Genomic DNA, 17616 nt, shown 5'->3' with positions numbered 1-17616 from the left:
TGTCTCACGCCCGATCGCCTTGCGAGGCGACCCCACGACATTAGTCCGGGAACACTTCCCAGCCAAGACAGCACCATCCGACAGGTGCTGTAGGATAATTCGACAGAGCATCCGAACTGAAGCATTTGGTTTCAGGTTCGGAAATGTCTTACGGGCGCAAGGGGATCGCGTAGGGGCTGCGAGGTGCCTGTCTGAAGTTCTTCAGCGCTTATGAGATCGAGCGCCGCCCGCGCGGCGCTTCGCGGGGCAAGCCCGCTCCCACAGTCTGTTTCGGGCCAATCACTCCTGTGAGTTCACCGCTGGCCGCCTTGTTTGTTCCATTCGATATCGGCTGCGTCAGCGCTCTTCATCAATTTCAAGCCATGCACCCAGGGTGCGCGCGCCAAAGGCACAGGAATAATTGGCCCGAAACAGATGTGGGAGCGGCGGTGCGGCGATCCGACTTGCCCCGCGAAGCGCCGCGCGGGCGGCGCTCGATCTCATAAGCGCTGAAGGACTTAAGACAGGCACATGGCAGCCCTACCTCAATGCCTACCCGTATCCTTCCACCCCCCACCCAACGCCAGGAACACCCCAATCTGCCCCAACGCCACCTGGCTATTGGCCGCCGCCAGCTGCGCGCGCATGTCGGTATACGTCCGCGTCGCCTGCAAATCCGCCAGGAACGACTCACGCCCGGCCTGGTAATAGCGGTGGGTCTGATCCGACGCTTCCTTGGCCGACTTCTCCGCCTCGGCCAACGCATCACGCCGGTCCAGCAGGGCGCTGTACTGCGCCAGGCGGGTCTGGGTTTCGCGAATGGCGTTAAGCACAACCCCATCAAAATTCGCCAGGGCAGCCTGGGTCGAGGCTTCGGCCATGTGAATGCGGGCGCGGGTGCCGTTGGTGGGGATGCTCCAGCTGACCTGCGGGCCAAAGCCCCAGCGGTTGGTCGACGGCTCGCCGAGGTTTTCCAGGATACCGATGGTACCGACCTGGGCGCCGATGCTGATGTCGGGGTACAGCGCGCCAGTGGCAACGCCGATGTAGGCCGTGGCGGCAGCCAGCTGGCGTTCGGCCTGGCGCACATCAGGACGGCGCTTGAGCAGCGCGGCACCGTCGCCCACCGGCACCAGCTGGTTCAGGTGCGGCAGCTCGGCACAATCGGCGGTGCCGACAGGCAACTGGTCCACCGGCTTGGCCAGCAATGCGGCCAGGGTGTACATGCCGGTCTCGCGCTCGGCCTTGAAACGTGGCAGTTCGGCACGCAAGGATTTGAACTGGGTTTGTGAGCGGGTGACCTGGGTTTCGTCGCCACGGCCGGCATCACGCAGGCGCTGGTTGAGCTTCACGCTCTGCTCCTGCAAATCGAGCGACTCGCGGGCGATGTGGTATTCCTCGTTGGCCGAGCATACCTGGGTGTAGGCCTTGACCACGTCGGCCACCAGGGTGATGCGGGCGGTGTCGGCTGCGGCCTGCACCGCGTCGGCATTGGCCTTGGCGGCCTCGGTGCCACGCTTGAAGGTGCCCCACAGGTCGAACTGGTACGAGGCGCTGATGATGGCCTCGCCGATGTTGGCGACCGGCACCTTCTCGGGCAGCAGGAAGGCTTCACCCGACTCCTGCAGGCGCTGGGCACCCAGCTTGACGCCACCGTTGAAGCCACCCTGCGATTCAGCCACTTCAACCTGGGCGCGGGCCTTGGCGATGTTGGCGGCGGCCACGCGCAGCTCGGTGTTGGCACTCAGGGCCTGGCGCACCAGCTCGTTCAGCCGTTGATCCTGATACAGCTGCCACCAGTCCTCGGGCACAGGCGCCGAGACTACACTGTCGGCATCCTGGCGCAGCGGGCCGTTGAGGTCACTGCGTTGTACCGCCGCGTCCGTCGGCACGTCATAGTCAGGGCCGACCATCATGCAGGCGCCCAGCGACAGGCACAGACCGGCCAGGATCAGCTGTTTCATGGGCGCTGGCCCTCGATGATCGACACCGTGGCAGTACGCCCGGCAATCATGCGGAAGTCCTCAGGTACTTCGTCAAAGGCGATGCGCACCGGAATACGCTGGGCCAGGCGCACCCAGCTGAACGCCGGGTTGACGTTGGGCAACAGGTTGGCGCCGCTGCTGCGGTCGCGGTCTTCGATGCCGGCAGCGAAGCTTTGCACATGGCCGCGCAGGCGGGTGTTGTCGCCCATCACGCGGATGTCCACGGCATCACCGATGTGGATACCGCCCAGCTTGGTTTCCTCGAAGTAGCCGTCAACGTGGTACGAGGCGCTGTCGACCACCGACAGCACCGGGCGGCCGGCCGTGACGAATTCGTGGTTACGCGGCGCGCGGTCGTTGAGGTAGCCATCCACCGGGCTGCGCACCACCGAGCGGTCGAGGTTGAGCTTGGCAGTATCGACCGCCACCTGCGCCTCGCTGACGGCCGAGCGGGCGCGGGCCTCGCGGGACTGGCTTTCCTCCAACTGCTCGGCAGCCACCAGGTTGCCCAGCTTGCGGTTGCGCTGCGCTTCGCGGGAGGCCTGGGCCAGGGTTTCCTGGCGTTCTCCGAGGGTGGCCTTGGCCTGACGCAGGGCCAGGGTGAAGCGGTCCTGGTCGATGGTGAACAGCACGTCGCCGCGCTTGACGGTCTGGTTGTCGCGCACCTCGACTTTCTGGATCAACCCGGACACATCGGGGGCGATCTGGATGACGTCGGCGCGAATGTGGCCGTCGCGGGTCCAGGGGGCAAACATGTAGTAGACCACCATCTGCCACACGAGCACGGCGGCGAAGGTCACTACCAGCAAGGTCAGGACCACACGGCCCAGGGTCAGCAAAGGTTTTTTCATGGCAGCATCAGGTTTCGGCAAAAGTGGTTCACCGCGCCAAGCAGCACGGCATACAGGGCAACGTTGAACAAGGCCCGGTGCCAGACCAGGCGGTAGAAATGCAGGCGCACCAGCACCGCGTGCACCCCCAGGAACAACAGGTAGGTGCCAAACATCATCACCAGCAGCGTGGGCAGGAACACCCCGCTGATATCCAGTTCACCAATCACAGGGGCGCTCCGTCGAGGCCGGGGGGCAGTTGGGGTTGTTCGGCGGGCTCGAGCATCACCTCCACCCCTGGCAACAGCGCCAGGCGCAGGCCGCTCAGGGCATGCAGCAGGTGGGTGCGGGCGTCGCCGCGCTCGTACAGCTCGTCCAGGTTCAGCGCCAGCCGCGCCCGCTCCATGTTGCGCAACAGCGCGGCGGGGGCATGCAGGCGTTCACCGGCACGCAGACAGGCGGCGTAGTGGGCGCCGACTTCCTCGATGACCGTGGTCAGCCGTTCACGGGCCTGCTGACCAGCGCGCGGCAGATACGCCAGCAGGTCGAGCAGGTTCAACCCGACGCGCAGGTCGCGCAGGGCCACGCCGCTGTCCTGGCCGGTTTGCGACAGGCGTGGCAAGTGCTGCATCAGGCGGTCGAGCATCTGCACGCCGACCTGGCGGTGCTCGGCCAAGGTCGCTGGCTCGGTCATCTCGACGATGTCGCGCCAGGCAAAGCGGGTCATGCGCTTGGCCGCCAGCTCCACGCCGAACGGGCGCATGACCAAGGTCCAGATGAAGGCGAACAGCAGGCCAACCGGGCCGGCCAGGTTGGAGTTGAGGAAGGTGAAGAAGTCGGCGTCGTAAGCGCCCTGGATGCTGATGAAGGTCGAGGTGTTGACGATGGTCAGCAAGGTGCCCAGGTAAAAGCGCGGCTGTACGGTCAGGGTGCCGATGCAAATGAACGGTACGGCAAAGGCCAGCACCAGCATCGGGAAGTCGTGCAAGTTAGGCAGTACCAGGAACAGGTACAGGCTGGAGAAGATGACCGACATCAGCGTCCAGAAGAAGAACCGGTAGATCTGCGGTGCCGGGTCGTCCATGGCAGCAAAGAAGCTGCACGACACGGCGGCGAGGATCACCGCGCTGGCGCCGTCGTTCCAGCCCAGGCCGATCCACAGGCCGCAGGCGACCACGATAGCCAGTACCGTGGAGGCCACCGAATACAGCATCAGGCCACGGTCGAAGAACGCCGTCAGCCGGCCCAGGCGCCAGTGGCGATAGACCGCGCGCCAAGGCTTGGCATCATCGGTCCGCAGCGCGTGTTGCAGGGAGCAGCAGTCCTGCCACAGGTCGGCCCATTCGGTCAGGCGGTACAGGGCGTTGGACAGCAGCAGTTCGGCGCGCTGATCGAGCATGGCAGCGCCGGGCTGCAGGCGGTCGATGTGCTCGTGCAGTGCGGCCCAGCGTGCTACGGACGCGCTGTCGGCAGTGCCCTTGAGCCATTCGCGGGCAGCGGCGAGCACGGGCTGAAGCTGGGCGAACTGGGCTGGAGCGCGGCCTTCCAGGGCCACCAGTGCATCATCGAGCGCGTCGATTACCGGCAGCAGGTGGATCATCCGCCCGCGCAGTTCGCGGGCGTTCTTCAGGGTATGCGGGCCGGCGCCTTCGTGGCCGAGCTGGCCGATCATCAGCTCCAGCGAGTTGAAAGTGGCAACCATCGCCCCGCGCATGCCGCCGACCTTGTCGGCGCTGACATCGCGGGCAAGGTAAGTGTCGCTGTAGCGAATCGCCTCGGTGAACCAGTTGCCGGTGGCGCCGACTACTACGGGCGCCAGGCGGCGCGGCCAGAAGATGGCCCCGACAACGGCCGCGCAGACGATGCCCAGGCAGATTTCCTGGGCGCGGGAGGACGCTACGTCGAACACCGCCAGCGGGTTATCCACAACCGCCAGGGCGATCATCGGCAAGGTGTAGCCAGCCAGCATCAGCACGTAGTTATTGGCCGTGCGCAGGTTCAGCGACAGGAACAGCAAGGTGCCGGTCCACAGGGCGATGGCGATGCTCAACAGCAACGGCGACTGCACCAGCGGCGGCACCAGGAATATCGCCCCACCGGCACCGAGCAGCGTGCCCACGGCGCGGTACACGGCTTTGGAACTGGTGGGGCCGACGAACGGGCTGGAGACGATGTACACCGTGGCCATGGCCCAGTAGGGGCGCGGCAACTGCATGAGCAGGGCGATGTACAGGGCAATCATGGACGCGGCAAAGGTGCGCACGCCGTAAAACCAGTCGCGCGCTGGGGGAACCGAGCTGAAGAAGCCGTTCATGCCACCCCGCCTGCGCTGCCCAGGCCGGCAGCTTCAAAGGCGCGCAGCACGCGCAAGGCGGCTTCGAGGTCGGCCTGGTCGATGTCGTGCAGCACATCGCGGCGCAGGCGCACCAGCTCGGTTTCGATGGCCTCGGCCAGGGCACGACCTTCGGCGGTCAGGCTCAGGGCCTTGGCGCGGCGGTCGAGTGGGTCCTCGCTGCGGCAGACCAGGCCGGCCTTGCACAGCTGGTCGAGCAGGCGCACCAGCGACGGGCTTTCCAGGCCGGCGGCCTGGGCCACAGCCACCTGGTGCACGCCGTCGCCCAGGCGCACGATCATCAGCAACGGCGCGGCGCAGGCCTCGGAGATGCCGTAACTGGTCAGGGCGGTGTGGCAGATGCGCCGCCAATGGCGAGCGGCAACCACCATGCCACTGCTGACTTGCAGGCGCAGGAGATCAAGGGACATGGAAGGAACCAAGGATATTCATAGTTTGCTAACTATCAATATACGCCTGCCCCTCCCCCTGTCGTCAACAGGGGGTGACGGGGGGTATGGATGAATTGTTGTTCATGCTGGGGGTTTTGCACTGCCCTATCGGTACCAGCTTGGGTAACGCATAGCCGTGTAGGAGCGGCCTTGTGTCGCGAAAGGGGTGCGAAGCGCCCCCAGGATTTGTGTATCAATCTGATATTGCTGGGGCCGCTCTGCGGCCCTTTCGCGACACAAGGCCGCTCCTACAGGGCTCGCGCTGGCCGTAGAAATGATGCCAAGAATCAGGGCTGAATCTGGTCCTCCAGCTTCATGGTCAGGGCCAATGTACTGCCCATCTGCACCGCCCGGTCTCGCCATTCCTGGTAGCGCAGCGCGTCCCGACTACTGAAATGCACCGCCAGCTCCTCGGCCGCCTGCACCACCCCGGCCGCAGCCGCCAGTTCCAGCCAATACAGCGCGGCCTTGATGTCGGCCTCTACATACAGCCCGTGCATCAGCCGGTACCCCACCTCAAAGCGGCAACGCGCCTCGCCCCGCTCAGCCCCACGCATGAACCACTGGTAGGCCTGCACCAGGTCGACCTGCCATTCCAGGTCGCCATCGCACACTTCTTCTTCATACAGGTCGCCCAAAGCCGCCGCCGCGTGCAGCATGCCGCGCTCGAAGGCCTGCCGATAGCAATCCGCCGCCTGTACATAGGAGGGGTCGATACCCTTGCCAAAGTAGTGTTGCTGCCCCAGGTTGAACCAGGCGGCTGCATTACCCTGCAGGGCCGCCATGCGCAGCAGGTGCCCGGCCAGCACGGTATCGGCACGCCAGTACTTGCCGTTGAGCCAGATCCAGCCGAGGTCGTTGAGTGCCGCCACGCTGCCTTGCAGGGCCTGCAGACGCAGATCTGCATAGACCGCCTCCAGGTCGCTGGCTTCGTCCAGGCGGTTGACCAGCAGCGAGCGCTGGCTGGGCAAGCCGACACCGGCAAACAATCGATGCCGCCTCCCGGCGGGTGCAGGTGGGGCGATGACCCGCTCGGGTAAAAGGCGGGCGAGCAGCGAATGGATATTGCTGGCAGCAGACATGTTCATCCTCATTGAACGACGCACAACCCCAACCTTCGGCTGTGATGAGGCGTGATTCTGCGTGACGTCACGTCAAAACCTGTCGCGAACGATTCGGCACAAGGCAACCAAATGCGACTTCCTTGATCTGAGCAGGCTGTGGCCAATTGCCATGCCCCTCGCGTGCCGCCATCCTATTGCGGCAAGCCTAGACAAGGACGTTACCTTTTGCCGTTCGCCACCACTCGCGCCACCCTCAGCCGTCAGTGGGCGCTGCTGCGCCAGCTGCCCAGCCGCTCTCCAGGCATTACCAGCGCCGAGCTGGTGTGGCGCCTGCGCGATGTGGGCTTCACGGTCAGTAAACGCACTGTCGAGCGCGACCTCAATGAGTTGTCGCTGATCTTCCCGCTGGAACGCAATGACAAGAGCATCCCGTTCGGCTGGCACTGGTCGGCGAGTGCGGTGGGCGAGTTGCGCGGCAATTTCGACTTGTTGACGCACCTGCGTGGGGATGCGCTGCAGCCGGCCCAGGGTGAGGGCGTGGAGCTGGTGGCGCGGATCAGCGATGCGCTGGCGCGGCAGTTGCGCGAAGCGCCGCTGAGCAGCGACATGCAGCTGACAGCGCTGGAACATGGGCACCGGTTGCGGGCTACGGTGAGCGATGGCTGGCCGTTGCGCTGGTGGCTGTTGAGCCATGGCGATGGGGTGGTGGTGGAGCAGCCAGCGGGGTTGCGCGAGGAGATTGGCAGGATTCTGAGCAATGCGGCGGCGCAGTACCTGAGTTGATTGCCTGTGCCGGCCTCTTCGCGGGTGAGCCCGCTCCTACAAGTATTTCATCAACCCGTGTAGGAGCGGGTTTATCGAGGCGTCGAACCGCCGCGAAGAGGCCAGCACAGGTTCACCCGCTAGCGCTGCATCCCCCAGCGCCGAACGGTCAACCGCTCCAGGGTATTGAACACCAGCCCTTCCACCAGTAAACCAATCAGAATCACCACCGCCAACCCGGCAAACACCTTGTCGGTATACAGCTCGTTACGGTTCTGGAAGATGTACCAGCCCAGCCCGCCCTTGCCACTGCTGGCGCCGAACACCAGTTCGGCGGCGATCAGCGTGCGCCAGGCAAACGCCCAGCCGATCTTCAGCCCCGACAGAATCGACGGCAAGGCCGCCGGCACCAGGATGTGCAGCACCAACCGCAGGCCCTTCAGCCCATAATTGCGGCCAGCCATGCGCAGGGTCTCGGATACGCCGAGAAAGCCAGCGTAGGTATTCAAGGCCAGTGCCCACAGCACCGAATGCACCAACACGAAAATCAGGCTGTTGTCACCCAGCCCGAACCACAGCAAGGCCAGCGGCAACAGGGCAATCGCCGGCAAGGGGTTGAACATCGAGGTCAACGTGCCCAGCAAGTCACGCCCCAGTTGGGTCGACACCGCAAGGCTGGTCAGGCCGAAGGCCAGGACGATACCCAGCACATAACCCTTGAGCAGGATCACCAGCGAAACCCCGACCTTGGCCGGTAGTTCACCACTGATCAGCCCGTCCCAAAGGGCTGCAGCTGTTTGCAGGAAGCTGGGCAGCAGCAGGTCGTTGCCCTGGTAGCGGGCGGCGGCCTCCCACAGCAAGGCGATCACCAGCAGGATCACCGCCTTGCGCAGCCAGCCCTGCTGCCACAAGCGCTGGGCCAGGGGCAATTGACGTTCCACAGGCACACTGAGCAGGGGCTGCAGCTGCACCTCGTATTCCTGGCGTACAGGTGTAGTGGTCATGGCTGAAGCTCCTGTCAGTAGGCGATGCGAATGTCGTTGAAGCCCAGGTCGTCGGGCTGCTCCGGAACGTCTGCCTCATCGAACAGCAAACGGTGGATACGCCGGGCACTGGCCTGGAAATCACTGCCGCCCAGGCTGCCAAGATCGTACTGGTGGCTGTGTACTTCAGCCCGCACCCGCCCCGGGTGTGGCGACAACAGCAGGATGCGGTTGCCGACCACCAGCGCTTCTTCGATGGAGTGGGTGACGAACAGCAAGGTAAAACGCACCTCCTCCCACAGCAGCAGCAATTCTTCCTGCATCTTGCGCCGGGTCAGCGCGTCCAATGCAGCAAACGGCTCGTCCATCAGCAGGATCTTCGGCTGCGTGGCCAAAGCGCGGGCAATCGCGACACGGGCCTTCATGCCGCCCGACAAGGTATGCGGATACGCATCGGCGAACGCCGCCAACCCGACCTTGTCCAGGTAATGCAGCGCACGTTCCTCAGCTTCGGCGCGCTTGAGCTGGCCAGACACCAGCAGCGGGAACATGACGTTCTGCTTCACCGTTTTCCACGGTGGCAGTTGGTCGAACTCCTGGAACACCACGATGCGATCGGGGCCTGGGCCGTGGACTGCCTGGCCTTGCAACAGAATCTGCCCCTCCTGCGGCGGGATAAACCCGGCCACGGCCTTGAGCAAGGTGGACTTGCCGCAACCGGAGGGGCCAAGCAGTACAAAACGGTCGGCACGATCGACTTCGAAGCTGACCTGGTGAGTGGCGCGCACCACGCGTTGCGCGGTGCGGTATTCGAGGCTGAGGTTATCCACCTTGAGCAAAGGCGGCGTGGCGACACGGCTCAGGTTGCTGGCCGTGTGGCCTGGCAAAGGGGCGGTCATGATCGGTCAGCCCCCCTGCAGCGGGCGTTCGTCCTGGAAGAAGTAGTCCTTCCACGATTCCGGCTTGTGCTTGATGGCGCCTACCCGATAGAGGAAGTCGGCCAGCTTGTAGGTGTTCTTGGGCGTGACGGTAAATTCGTATTGCGGGTTGTCGATCAGCTTGATCAACGTATCGCGGTCAATCTTGGCCTTGGTCACGCGGATGTAGGTGTCGGCAGCAGCGGCCTTGTCCTTCTGGGCGAAGTCAGCGGCTTCAGCCAGCGCGTCAACGAACGCCTTGTAGGTTTTCGGGTTGTCCGTGCGGAATTTCTCGGTGGCGAACAGCAAGGTCGGCGAATTGGGGCCAAGCAGGTCGTAGCTGTTGAGCACCACGTGCACGTCCTTGTTGGCCAGTACCTGGTCCTGGAAAGGCGGGTTGGAGAAGTGCCCGTTCAGCTCGGTGCCACCGGCCAGCAGTGCAGCGGTGGCATCCGGGTGCGGGACGGCCAGGGTGTACTTGTCGAGGCGGTTGTATTCCTTGTCGCCCCATTGCTGGGCAGCGGCGTACTGCAGGAAGCGCGATTGCACCGAAACGCCTACCGCCGGCACGGCGATGCGGTCCTTGTTGGAGATGTCGGCGATGGTCTTCACATTGGGGTTGCTGCTGACCAGGTAATACGGGAAGTTGCCCAGCGAGGCCACGGCCTTGACGTTCTGCCGGCCCTTGGTGCGGTCCCATACAGTCAATAGCGGGCCGACGCCGGCACCGGCGATATCAACCGAGCCGGACAGCAGGGCGTCGTTGATGGCCGAGCCACCCGACAGCTGGGCCCAGTCGACGTCGATGTCGATGCCCTGCTCCTTGCCGTGCTTCTCGATCAGGTGCTGGTCTCGCACCACGTTCAGCAACAGGTAGACGATGCCGAACTGCTCGGCGATGCGGATCTTGCCTTCGGCTTGCGCCGCGGCGGGGGCAGCCAAGCTGCCAATGACCAGGCTTGCGCCCAGGCCGATGCTTGCCGCCAGGCGGCTGATGGATTTGCGCATGATGGTTTCCTCAGACGTCAGAACGGGGCATCGCCCTGGATGGTGGTGCGGTACAGCTTGCGCCGCAGGTGGGCCGGGCAGCCGGCGGCCAGGTGGATCAGCGAGCGGTTGTCCCAGAACACAAGGTCGTGGGGCTGCCACTGGTGGCGGTAGATGTTCTGCTCCAGCACGCTCAGGGCATACAGCTGTTGCAGCACGTCGCGGCTTTCGTCGTCTGGCAGGCCAACGATGCGGGTGGTGAAGCCTTCGCTGACAAACAGCGCCTTGCGGTGGTTTTCCGGGTGGGTGCGCACGACCGGGTGGATGACTTCTTTCACCTGCGCCAATTGCTCGGCCGTCAGGGTCGGGCGCCAGTTGCCTTCGAACTTGGTCTCGGCGTAACGGGCGGTGTAGGAATGAGCAGCATCGCGGCCTTCGACCACTTTGCGCAGGGTGTCAGGCACCGCGTCCCAGGCTTTGTGCATGTCGGCGAACAGGGTGTCGCCGCCTTCGCTGGGCAGTTCCTGGGCATGCAGCATGGAGCCGAGGCTGGGCAGCTCCTTGTACGACAGGTCGGAGTGCCAGAACTTGCCGGCATCACCCAGGCCGATGTTCTGGCCGTTTTCGATGATGTTGGAAACGATCAGGATTTCGGGGTGGCCGGCCAGCAGGAACTGCTTGAGTACGTGGATCTGCAACTCGCCGAAACGGCGGCTGAAGGCAATCTGTTGGTCCGGGCTGATGCGCTGGTCGCGGAACACCAGCACATGGTGGTCGAGGTGGGCGCGATGGATTTTTTTGAAATCCTCGGCGTTGACCGGTTTGGCCAGGTCCAGGCCGATGATCTCGGCGCCGACGGCACCGGCGAACGGGCGGATTTCAAAGGGTTGCGGCTGGGCGCTGTCGATGGTCGACAAGGCGTTCGAGGCGGCTGACATTGTTCACTCCCACGCAGTGCGCGACTTCTATGGCGCGCAACGATCAGAAACGCACGGGGATTTCCCGTGTGGGTTCGAGTCGTGCGGCGCATCGATTGGTCGACGGGTACGCAGTGGAAGTGACTATAAAGTCATAAGAGCAATAATTTAAATACCTTTACAGAATAACTATAGCACCGGTATTGGCTCGCCAATGATCAGATCAACCCGCCCTGCTCTTCTTCTTCGATGAGGTTGGTCAGGCTGCTGAGCGCCTTGCGCGCCTTGGAGCGGTTGAGCAGCTTGGCCTGCGCGCCAGCGGGCAGATCGGTGATGTTGAACACTCCCTTGGCGGTCAGCACATCGATCAGGTCCTCAAGCACGCGGATCATGTCAAGGTCGCTTTGCTTGAGCTGGTTGAGGCTGTTTTCCACGACGTCATCGGCAAACCATTCCTGGATATCGGCATGGTCGGCGGGAAGCATTTCGGTGAACTCGTCAAAAGCGGCTGCTTCTACCCGCAGCAGCTGGCCAGTGGCGTCGCGTTGCACGTAGAACATGGCGGTGTCCCTCGTCACGTTGGTTCCTTGTTGGTAGACAGCAGCATAGGCAAAGATCGCCGGGTACGCAGGCCCGGCGCCAGAGTATGCGCTGTCGGAAGATGGCAGGAAAGGGCCGGTGTAGCCACTGCCAGGCTAACGCGATCCCTTGTAGGAGCGGCCTTGTGTCGCGAAAGGGCCGCAAAGCGGCCCCATGGTTTCAGCATCAACGCCGAAATCGCCGGGGCTGCTTTGCAGCCCTTTCGCGACACAAGGCCGCTCCTACAGGGGACCGCGCCAGTCGGGCAAAGGCCGCGCCTGTCAGGCACGGCCCACTAGCACATCAGTTGTCCTTGTTGTGGATGATGATGGTCGGGTCACCACCGCTGATCAACGAGTTGACGGTCTGGTTGGACCAGTTCACCCCTTCCAGCTTGATAGTCACATCGGCGTTGGCGATACCACCCGCGGCGTTGAGCTTGCCTTCGCTGCTGACCTGCAGCGTCGTCGTACCATCCACGGTGGTGAGCTTCAGGTAGTTGTCGATGGTGCTGCCCTTCTCGTTTTGCAGCAGGTCACTCAGGTCGATCTTGTCCTTCTCGCCCATCTTGAAGTCTTTGATGACGTCGTTGCCGAAATCACCTGCCTTCCACACGAAGGTGTCGGCACCGCTGCCACCGATCAGGATGTCATCGCCCTGGCCACCGATCAGGACATCCTTGCCTGTGCCGCCCAGCAGGATGTCGTTGCCCTTGCCACCGTCGAGCGTGTCGTCACCACCTTGGCCGAAGAGAATGTCGTTGCCATTGCCGCCCGACAGGATGTCGTTGCCGTCTTTGGCACCGGAGATATCGAACTCGGTGTAGTGCTCGGTGATGTACTGGTGGACATTGCTGGTGGTGACGGTGCTGACATCGACACCGCTCTTCTGCGCCACGTAGGTCTGCAGGGCCTGGTAGCCCTCGCTGACGACACCGTTGAGGGTGATCAGATCGCCGAAGATGATGTCGTTGCCGTTACCGCCGTCGACGGTATCGGCACCTGGCACCGTCGCTTCGGTGTGGCCAAGAATCGCCTTCGCCAGGTCGGACGGATCGATGTTGGTCTGTGGCTTGCCAGCGCTGTCATACGCTTTCAGATCAGAAAGACTGATGTCGTCGTTCAAGCCAATAGCGTAGACCTTGCTCAGGCCCGGTACGGTCGTACTACCGCCCAGCAGCATGAAGCTATCGGTCGTATTCGATGCCGAATCATTCCAGTTAGAGGAATTCCCCCTGCCGGTGCCGCCCTGACTGGAGAATTCATACGTGCCGTCTCCTTGAGCATGTATGGTCCCCAACGTGTCGGTAGAGGTCGCAACGAAGTTGCCCCACCAGTTGTAGCCATACGTCGTCACCTTCACAACGCCAGCGCTGCTGATATCAACCTTGTGAGTCGAATCAGCCCACTCACTGAAGGTGCCGCCAACTTTGTAGTTGTTGACGTTGACTACTTCATCGAGCGTCTTGCCGCCCGACCACAGGCGTTTGTCGGTAACTTCATTGCGCTGGTAATACGTCGGTTTGCCGTCAGTGATGAAGTACGTCAGGTTCTCCGCCCCCGTGTTACCGGCCGCCATTGCGCTCTTGAAGAAGTTGGCAGTGGTCTTGAAAGCGTCTTCGTAGTTGGTACCGCCACCATCGTCCCCGCCTTGCATCGACTTCAAGACGGCTTGCAGTAGGTTCAGGGCATTCGGATCGGCGAGGTTCACTGCCACGTTCTTGTTGACCTGAGAGTCGAAATCAACCAGGAAGACGTTGACCGTACCCGACGTGTCAGACCCCAAACTTGCTTTAAGGGTGGAGAAGACCGAAGCCAGCTGCGTCTTGGCAGCAGCAATCGACTCATCAGTCATACTGCCCGAACTATCGACGATAAAGGCGATGTTGTAGTTCTTGCCTGCTACCACGTTCAGCCCGGAAACGTCTGCAACGATGATGTCATTGCCTTCGCTGCCGGTGAGCGCGTCGTTACCCGAGGTGCCCACGCTGGCCTTATAGGTCGCGGCGTACACGGTCACCGGGATGTTGCCGGTAGTGATGGCCGAACCGCCCAGGCTTTCAGTGGAAGTCGAGGTAACCGTGATGTCGAACGAGCCCTTGTAGTAAGCCGGCGGGGTCAGCGTCAGGCCGCTGAGTTTCCAGCCAGTCACATCCACCGGCGTGCTGCCGACAGTCACGGTATGGCCGGCGCCATCGCTCAGCACGGTACCTTTCGGAATACCGCTGAGGGTCACGGCGAGCGTCTCGGAGCCGTCGGTGTCGGTCAGGGCAGTATTGATACCGACCAGTTTCACCGAGCCACCTTCCGGCCCTTCGTTGAGTTTGTAACCGTCGTAGTAGCTCTGGCCATTCACGGTGTGCAGGTCGGACACGCCCAGGCCGGCGTTGGCCATCTCGGTCACGTTCTGGTACATCTTGATGTTCGAGCTGCTCAGGTCGGTGACCGCACCAGAACCTACCTGGATGTTCAGGTCATAGCTGCCAGGACCAGACTGGTTGGCGTGGTAGACCTCAATCGGGTAGTAGCCACTGGTAGTCGGGGTGAAGCTACCCGAAACCCCGCCACCAGCACCCCAGGTAGCGGTGACCACAGTCTTGCCACCTATGGTGACCACGAAGCTGTCGTCAGCGGAACCGCTGAAGGTGTAGGTCTTGCCGGCTTCCAAGTAGATCAGGCCCGACGTTTTCGAGCCGCTGCCACCTGCAACGCTAGCATCGGACTGCACGTTGGTGGTGGTGCTGCTGGAGTTGGCATTGCCAGAGTTGGCAAACACCGTCTTCAGCTCTTCACCGGTAATACCGTTACCGCCAGTACCCAGGTTTTTCAGGGTGGTCCAGACTTCCTTGGTCAGGCCTTTGGACTCGATATCGGCGCTGCCGAAGCTAAGGGTCGGCTTGTCGGCAACCGGGCGGATATCGACCTTCATGGTCGCTTCGCTGCCCTGGCTGATACCGTCGGTAGGCTTGTACTTGATCTGGGCGTAGTCAGCCTGCTTGTTACCGATGCCCGTTCCGCCGTAGCCGTCGATACCCGACTCGTTGAGTTTCGGCACGAACCGCAGATTGCCGGCGTTGATGTCGGCCTGGCTGACAGTCTGGTTCTGGCTCACATTGACCCAAGCGGTACCGTTGTAGAGCTGCAGCGAGCCCGCTGGCAACTGGGTAAAGGTCACACCCAGGCTCGAAAGGGCGCTGTCGACGTCGGAAACGTTGAAGTCGCTCCAGGTCAGTACCAGCGGCGTGTCTTCGACACCGGTAACAGCGCCTCCGGTAGCAACCGGTGCATCGTTGACCGCGATGACGTTCACCGTGGTTGTGGCGGTGTTCGAGGTGTTCACACCGTCCGTCACTGTCACAGTGATGACTCGCGGCGTAGTACTCGGGTCCTCGCTGCTGTTGATGAAGGTGATGTTCTTGATCGCCTGGATATAATCAGCCAGCGATGCAGTGCCGCTCAGGGTCAGGACTACCTTGCCTTCGGTGCTGTTGGCGTTGATAACGATGCCATTGACACTGTTACCCAGGTTCAGCGCGTCGCCCGGCTGGCGATTGGTCAGGGTGACCGTCGCCCCCGTCAGCTGCGAGCTGTCGAAGTCGGTGATGGTGACGTCCACGTCGCCGATCGACACGCCGCTACCCGGCTGGTTCTCGGTGAAGGTGGTCTGGTAGTCGGCACCCGTCTTGCCGCTGGAGTCATTGCCATCCAGGTCCAGAACCGGAGCCGGTTCAAATATCTGGGTAGTCACGCTTCCGGCGCTGGTGCTGATGGCGAGCTTCTCGAAGTTGCCGCCAGTGGCCGAATCGATCTTGACGGTGAAATTTTCGGTGCCTTCGGTGACGTTATCCTTGAAGGTCGGAATGGTGAATGTTGCCTGTGTACTGTTGGCCTTGATCACCACGGTGGCCACGCCCGTGTAGTCCGTGCCATCGGTCGCAGTGCCGGTGTAAGTCAGTTTGACGGTGACATCGGTCCCGGCCTTGTTGGTCAGGTTCAAGACATACGTGGCATTGCCACCTTCGGCGACTGCGGTGGTACCGCTGATGCTCAGGGTGGTGGTCTGGATGGTATCCGAGACCGCAGTAACCGCTGGGGTGACGTTGACATCCAGCTTCTCGAAGTTACCACCACTGGTTTCGGTGATCTTCGCCGAAACATTGCCGGCATCGATGTAGACGTCATCCGCTGGCGCCGGAACGGTAACGGTACCCGACAACTTGCCCGCGTCAATGCTGATGACAGCACCGTTGCTGAGTTTGATCGTCATGTCGGTGCCGGCCTTGTTGGTCAAGGTGGCGGTGTAAGTGATCTGGCCACCTTCTTCGACTGCCGGTGTGGCGCTGAGGCTCAGACCGGTGTGGTCGATGGTGTCGGTCACCTGGGTTACCGCATAGGCGCCGCTTGTGGACAATTGTTCGAAGTCACCGCCAGTGCTGCCATCGATCTTGGCCTGGACTGTACCCGCATCAATGTACGGATCGTCCGCAGGTGCCTTGATGGTGACGCTGCCCTGGGTGGCACCCTCAGCGATGGTGATCGTCTCGCCGTTGCTCAACCTGACGGTCATCTCGGTGCCAGCTTTGTTGGTCAAGGTGGCGGTGTAGGTAATGTAGCCGCCTTCGGCCACGGACGGGGTCGCGGTCAGGCTCAGGTTGGTAGTGTCCTTGGTACCAGGTACGTCGGTCACCACAGTGACCGGGCTACCGGTAGCCACTACCTTCTCGTAGTTACCACCCGAGATATCGGTGATCTTGTTGGTCAGGTTCAGGTTGGTGTTGTAAACGTTGTTCGGGGCGGTGAACGGCACCGAAGCAGACGACTCACCCACTGGGATGGTGATGGTCTGGCCGTTGGCCAGTTTCACGACCAGGTCCGAGCCGGTGACTTTATGGTTGACCGAAGCGGTGTAAGTAACCACGCCGCCCTCGACCACGCTTTGCGTGGCAGTCAAGGTCACGGTGGTGGTGTCGATGGTATCGGTCACCTTGGTCACAGCGGCAGTGCTGCTGACATTCAGCTTCTCGAAGTCGCCACCGGTGGTGCTGTCCACCTTAACGCTCAGGTTTTCAGCATCGATGTACACGTCATCGCTTGGCGCGTCGACAGTGATCGAGGCTTCTTTCGAGCCGGCCGCGATGGTGATGGTCTCGCCATTGCTCAGCTTGATCACCAGATCGGTACCGGCCTTGTTGGTCAAGGTCGCGGTGTAGGTGATCTTGCCGCCTTCGGCCACGGTGTCCGTGGCGGTCAGGGTGAGCGTGGTGATGTCCGGGGTCGCCGGGTTGTCGGTAACCGTGGTCACTGGCTCGCCGACGGCTACGGTCTTCTCGTAGTTACCGCCCGAGATATCGGTGATCTTGTTGCTCAGGTCCAGGTTGGTGTTATGGACGTTGTTCGGCGCGGTGAACGGTACCGAAGCCGACGATTCGCCAACCGGGATGGTGATGGTCTGGCCGTTGGCCAGTTTCACGACCAGGTCAGAGCCGGTGACTTTGTGGTTGACCGAGGCGGTGTAGGTCACTACCCCACCTTCAGCAACTGTCGAAGTCGCCGTCAGGGTGACGGTGGTGGTGTCGATGGTGTCGGTCACCTTGGTCACGGCAGCAGTGCTGCTGACGTCCAGCTTCTCGAAGTCGCCACCGGTGGTGTTTTCCACCTTCACGCTCAGGTCTTCAGCATCGATGTACACATCGTCGCTTGGCGCGTCGACGGTGATCGAGGCTTCTTTCGAGCCAGCCGCGATGGTGATGGTCTCGCCATTGCTCAGCTTGATCACCAGGTCGGTGCCAGCCTTGTTGGTCAAGGTGGCGGTGTAGGTGATCTTGCCGCC

At 62.4% G+C, this 17616-nt stretch carries 13 protein-coding genes; 1 reads left to right on the top strand and 12 read right to left on the bottom strand.

Going from position 1 to position 17616, the window contains the following annotated elements; genetic code table 11:
- Positions 1-524: 524 nt before the first annotated feature.
- The 6 genes from ACIP02_RS11700 to ACIP02_RS11675 form a co-directional block, all read right to left on the bottom strand.
- Complete coding sequence (locus ACIP02_RS11700; protein WP_400616490.1) at positions 525-1943, bottom strand: efflux transporter outer membrane subunit; 1419 nt, start codon at positions 1941-1943, stop codon at positions 525-527.
- The gene (locus ACIP02_RS11695; protein WP_400616487.1) at positions 1940-2815 is read right to left on the bottom strand and encodes an efflux RND transporter periplasmic adaptor subunit; all 876 of its coding nucleotides are present in this window, start codon (positions 2813-2815) and stop codon (positions 1940-1942) included. The genes ACIP02_RS11700 and ACIP02_RS11695 overlap by 4 nt, the downstream gene beginning before the upstream one ends.
- On the bottom strand, positions 2812-3024 hold the full coding sequence (locus ACIP02_RS11690; RefSeq protein ID WP_400616484.1) for a DUF1656 domain-containing protein: 213 nt from the start codon (positions 3022-3024) through the stop codon (positions 2812-2814). Before ACIP02_RS11690 ends, ACIP02_RS11695 begins: the two co-directional genes overlap by 4 nt.
- Positions 3021-5108 (bottom strand): FUSC family protein, encoded by a 2088-nt coding sequence (locus ACIP02_RS11685; protein ID WP_400616482.1) that lies wholly within the window; start codon positions 5106-5108, stop codon positions 3021-3023. The genes ACIP02_RS11690 and ACIP02_RS11685 overlap by 4 nt, the downstream gene beginning before the upstream one ends.
- On the bottom strand, positions 5105-5557 hold the full coding sequence (locus ACIP02_RS11680) for a MarR family winged helix-turn-helix transcriptional regulator (RefSeq protein WP_400616479.1): 453 nt from the start codon (positions 5555-5557) through the stop codon (positions 5105-5107). The genes ACIP02_RS11685 and ACIP02_RS11680 overlap by 4 nt, the downstream gene beginning before the upstream one ends.
- Before the next feature lie 308 nt (positions 5558-5865).
- Positions 5866-6660, bottom strand: a complete 795-nt coding sequence (locus ACIP02_RS11675; protein ID WP_400616476.1) for a tetratricopeptide repeat protein — start codon at positions 6658-6660, stop codon at positions 5866-5868.
- A gap of 207 nt (positions 6661-6867) precedes the next feature.
- On the opposite strand from ACIP02_RS11675, the gene ACIP02_RS11670 reads away from it, so the two are divergent.
- Positions 6868-7425, top strand: coding sequence for a WYL domain-containing protein (locus ACIP02_RS11670; RefSeq protein WP_201201615.1), 558 nt, complete (start codon positions 6868-6870; stop codon positions 7423-7425).
- Between the two features lie 119 nt (positions 7426-7544).
- Here ACIP02_RS11670 and ACIP02_RS11665 read toward each other — a convergent pair whose 3' ends face one another.
- The 6 genes from ACIP02_RS11665 to ACIP02_RS11640 all read right to left on the bottom strand — a co-directional run.
- On the bottom strand, positions 7545-8408 hold the full coding sequence (locus tag ACIP02_RS11665) for an ABC transporter permease (protein ID WP_400616472.1): 864 nt from the start codon (positions 8406-8408) through the stop codon (positions 7545-7547).
- 14 nt (positions 8409-8422) lie between these two features.
- Positions 8423-9286, bottom strand: a complete 864-nt coding sequence (locus ACIP02_RS11660; protein WP_400616470.1) for an ABC transporter ATP-binding protein — start codon at positions 9284-9286, stop codon at positions 8423-8425.
- Positions 9287-9292: 6 nt separating this feature from the next.
- Complete coding sequence (locus ACIP02_RS11655; RefSeq protein WP_400616468.1) at positions 9293-10312, bottom strand: ABC transporter substrate-binding protein; 1020 nt, start codon at positions 10310-10312, stop codon at positions 9293-9295.
- Between the two features lie 17 nt (positions 10313-10329).
- A complete protein-coding gene (locus ACIP02_RS11650) occupies positions 10330-11229 on the bottom strand; it encodes a TauD/TfdA dioxygenase family protein (protein WP_400616465.1) in 900 nt (299 codons plus the stop codon).
- Between the two features lie 197 nt (positions 11230-11426).
- Positions 11427-11768: a tryptophan synthase subunit beta gene (locus ACIP02_RS11645; RefSeq protein ID WP_400617101.1), complete on the bottom strand. Its 342-nt coding sequence runs from the start codon at positions 11766-11768 to the stop codon at positions 11427-11429.
- Positions 11769-12090: 322 nt separating this feature from the next.
- The coding region (locus tag ACIP02_RS11640; protein WP_400616463.1) for an immunoglobulin-like domain-containing protein at positions 12091-17616 on the bottom strand (5526 nt) is incomplete at its 5' end.

It is taken from the genome of Pseudomonas sp. NPDC089408, assembly GCF_044749445.1.
Lineage (GTDB): Bacteria > Pseudomonadota > Gammaproteobacteria > Pseudomonadales > Pseudomonadaceae > Aquipseudomonas.
The sequence above is the reverse complement of the archived record's forward strand: the minus strand, read 5'-3'. Positions and strand labels throughout refer to the sequence as shown.

Excerpts from the sequence above, each read along its gene's own strand:
- ACIP02_RS11700 (WP_400616490.1), bottom strand. The coding sequence starts at position 1,943 with ATGAAACAGCTGATCCTGGCCGGTCTGTGCCTGTCGCTGGGCGCCTGC.
- ACIP02_RS11695 (WP_400616487.1), bottom strand. The coding sequence starts at position 2,815 with ATGAAAAAACCTTTGCTGACCCTGGGCCGTGTGGTCCTGACCTTGCTG.
- ACIP02_RS11685 (WP_400616482.1), bottom strand. The coding sequence starts at position 5,108 with ATGAACGGCTTCTTCAGCTCGGTTCCCCCAGCGCGCGACTGGTTTTAC.
- ACIP02_RS11680 (WP_400616479.1), bottom strand. The coding sequence starts at position 5,557 with ATGTCCCTTGATCTCCTGCGCCTGCAAGTCAGCAGTGGCATGGTGGTT.
- ACIP02_RS11675 (WP_400616476.1), bottom strand. The coding sequence starts at position 6,660 with ATGTCTGCTGCCAGCAATATCCATTCGCTGCTCGCCCGCCTTTTACCC.
- ACIP02_RS11665 (WP_400616472.1), bottom strand. The coding sequence starts at position 8,408 with ATGACCACTACACCTGTACGCCAGGAATACGAGGTGCAGCTGCAGCCC.
- ACIP02_RS11660 (WP_400616470.1), bottom strand. The coding sequence starts at position 9,286 with ATGACCGCCCCTTTGCCAGGCCACACGGCCAGCAACCTGAGCCGTGTC.
- ACIP02_RS11655 (WP_400616468.1), bottom strand. The coding sequence starts at position 10,312 with ATGCGCAAATCCATCAGCCGCCTGGCGGCAAGCATCGGCCTGGGCGCA.
- ACIP02_RS11650 (WP_400616465.1), bottom strand. The coding sequence starts at position 11,229 with ATGTCAGCCGCCTCGAACGCCTTGTCGACCATCGACAGCGCCCAGCCG.
- ACIP02_RS11645 (WP_400617101.1), bottom strand. The coding sequence starts at position 11,768 with ATGTTCTACGTGCAACGCGACGCCACTGGCCAGCTGCTGCGGGTAGAA.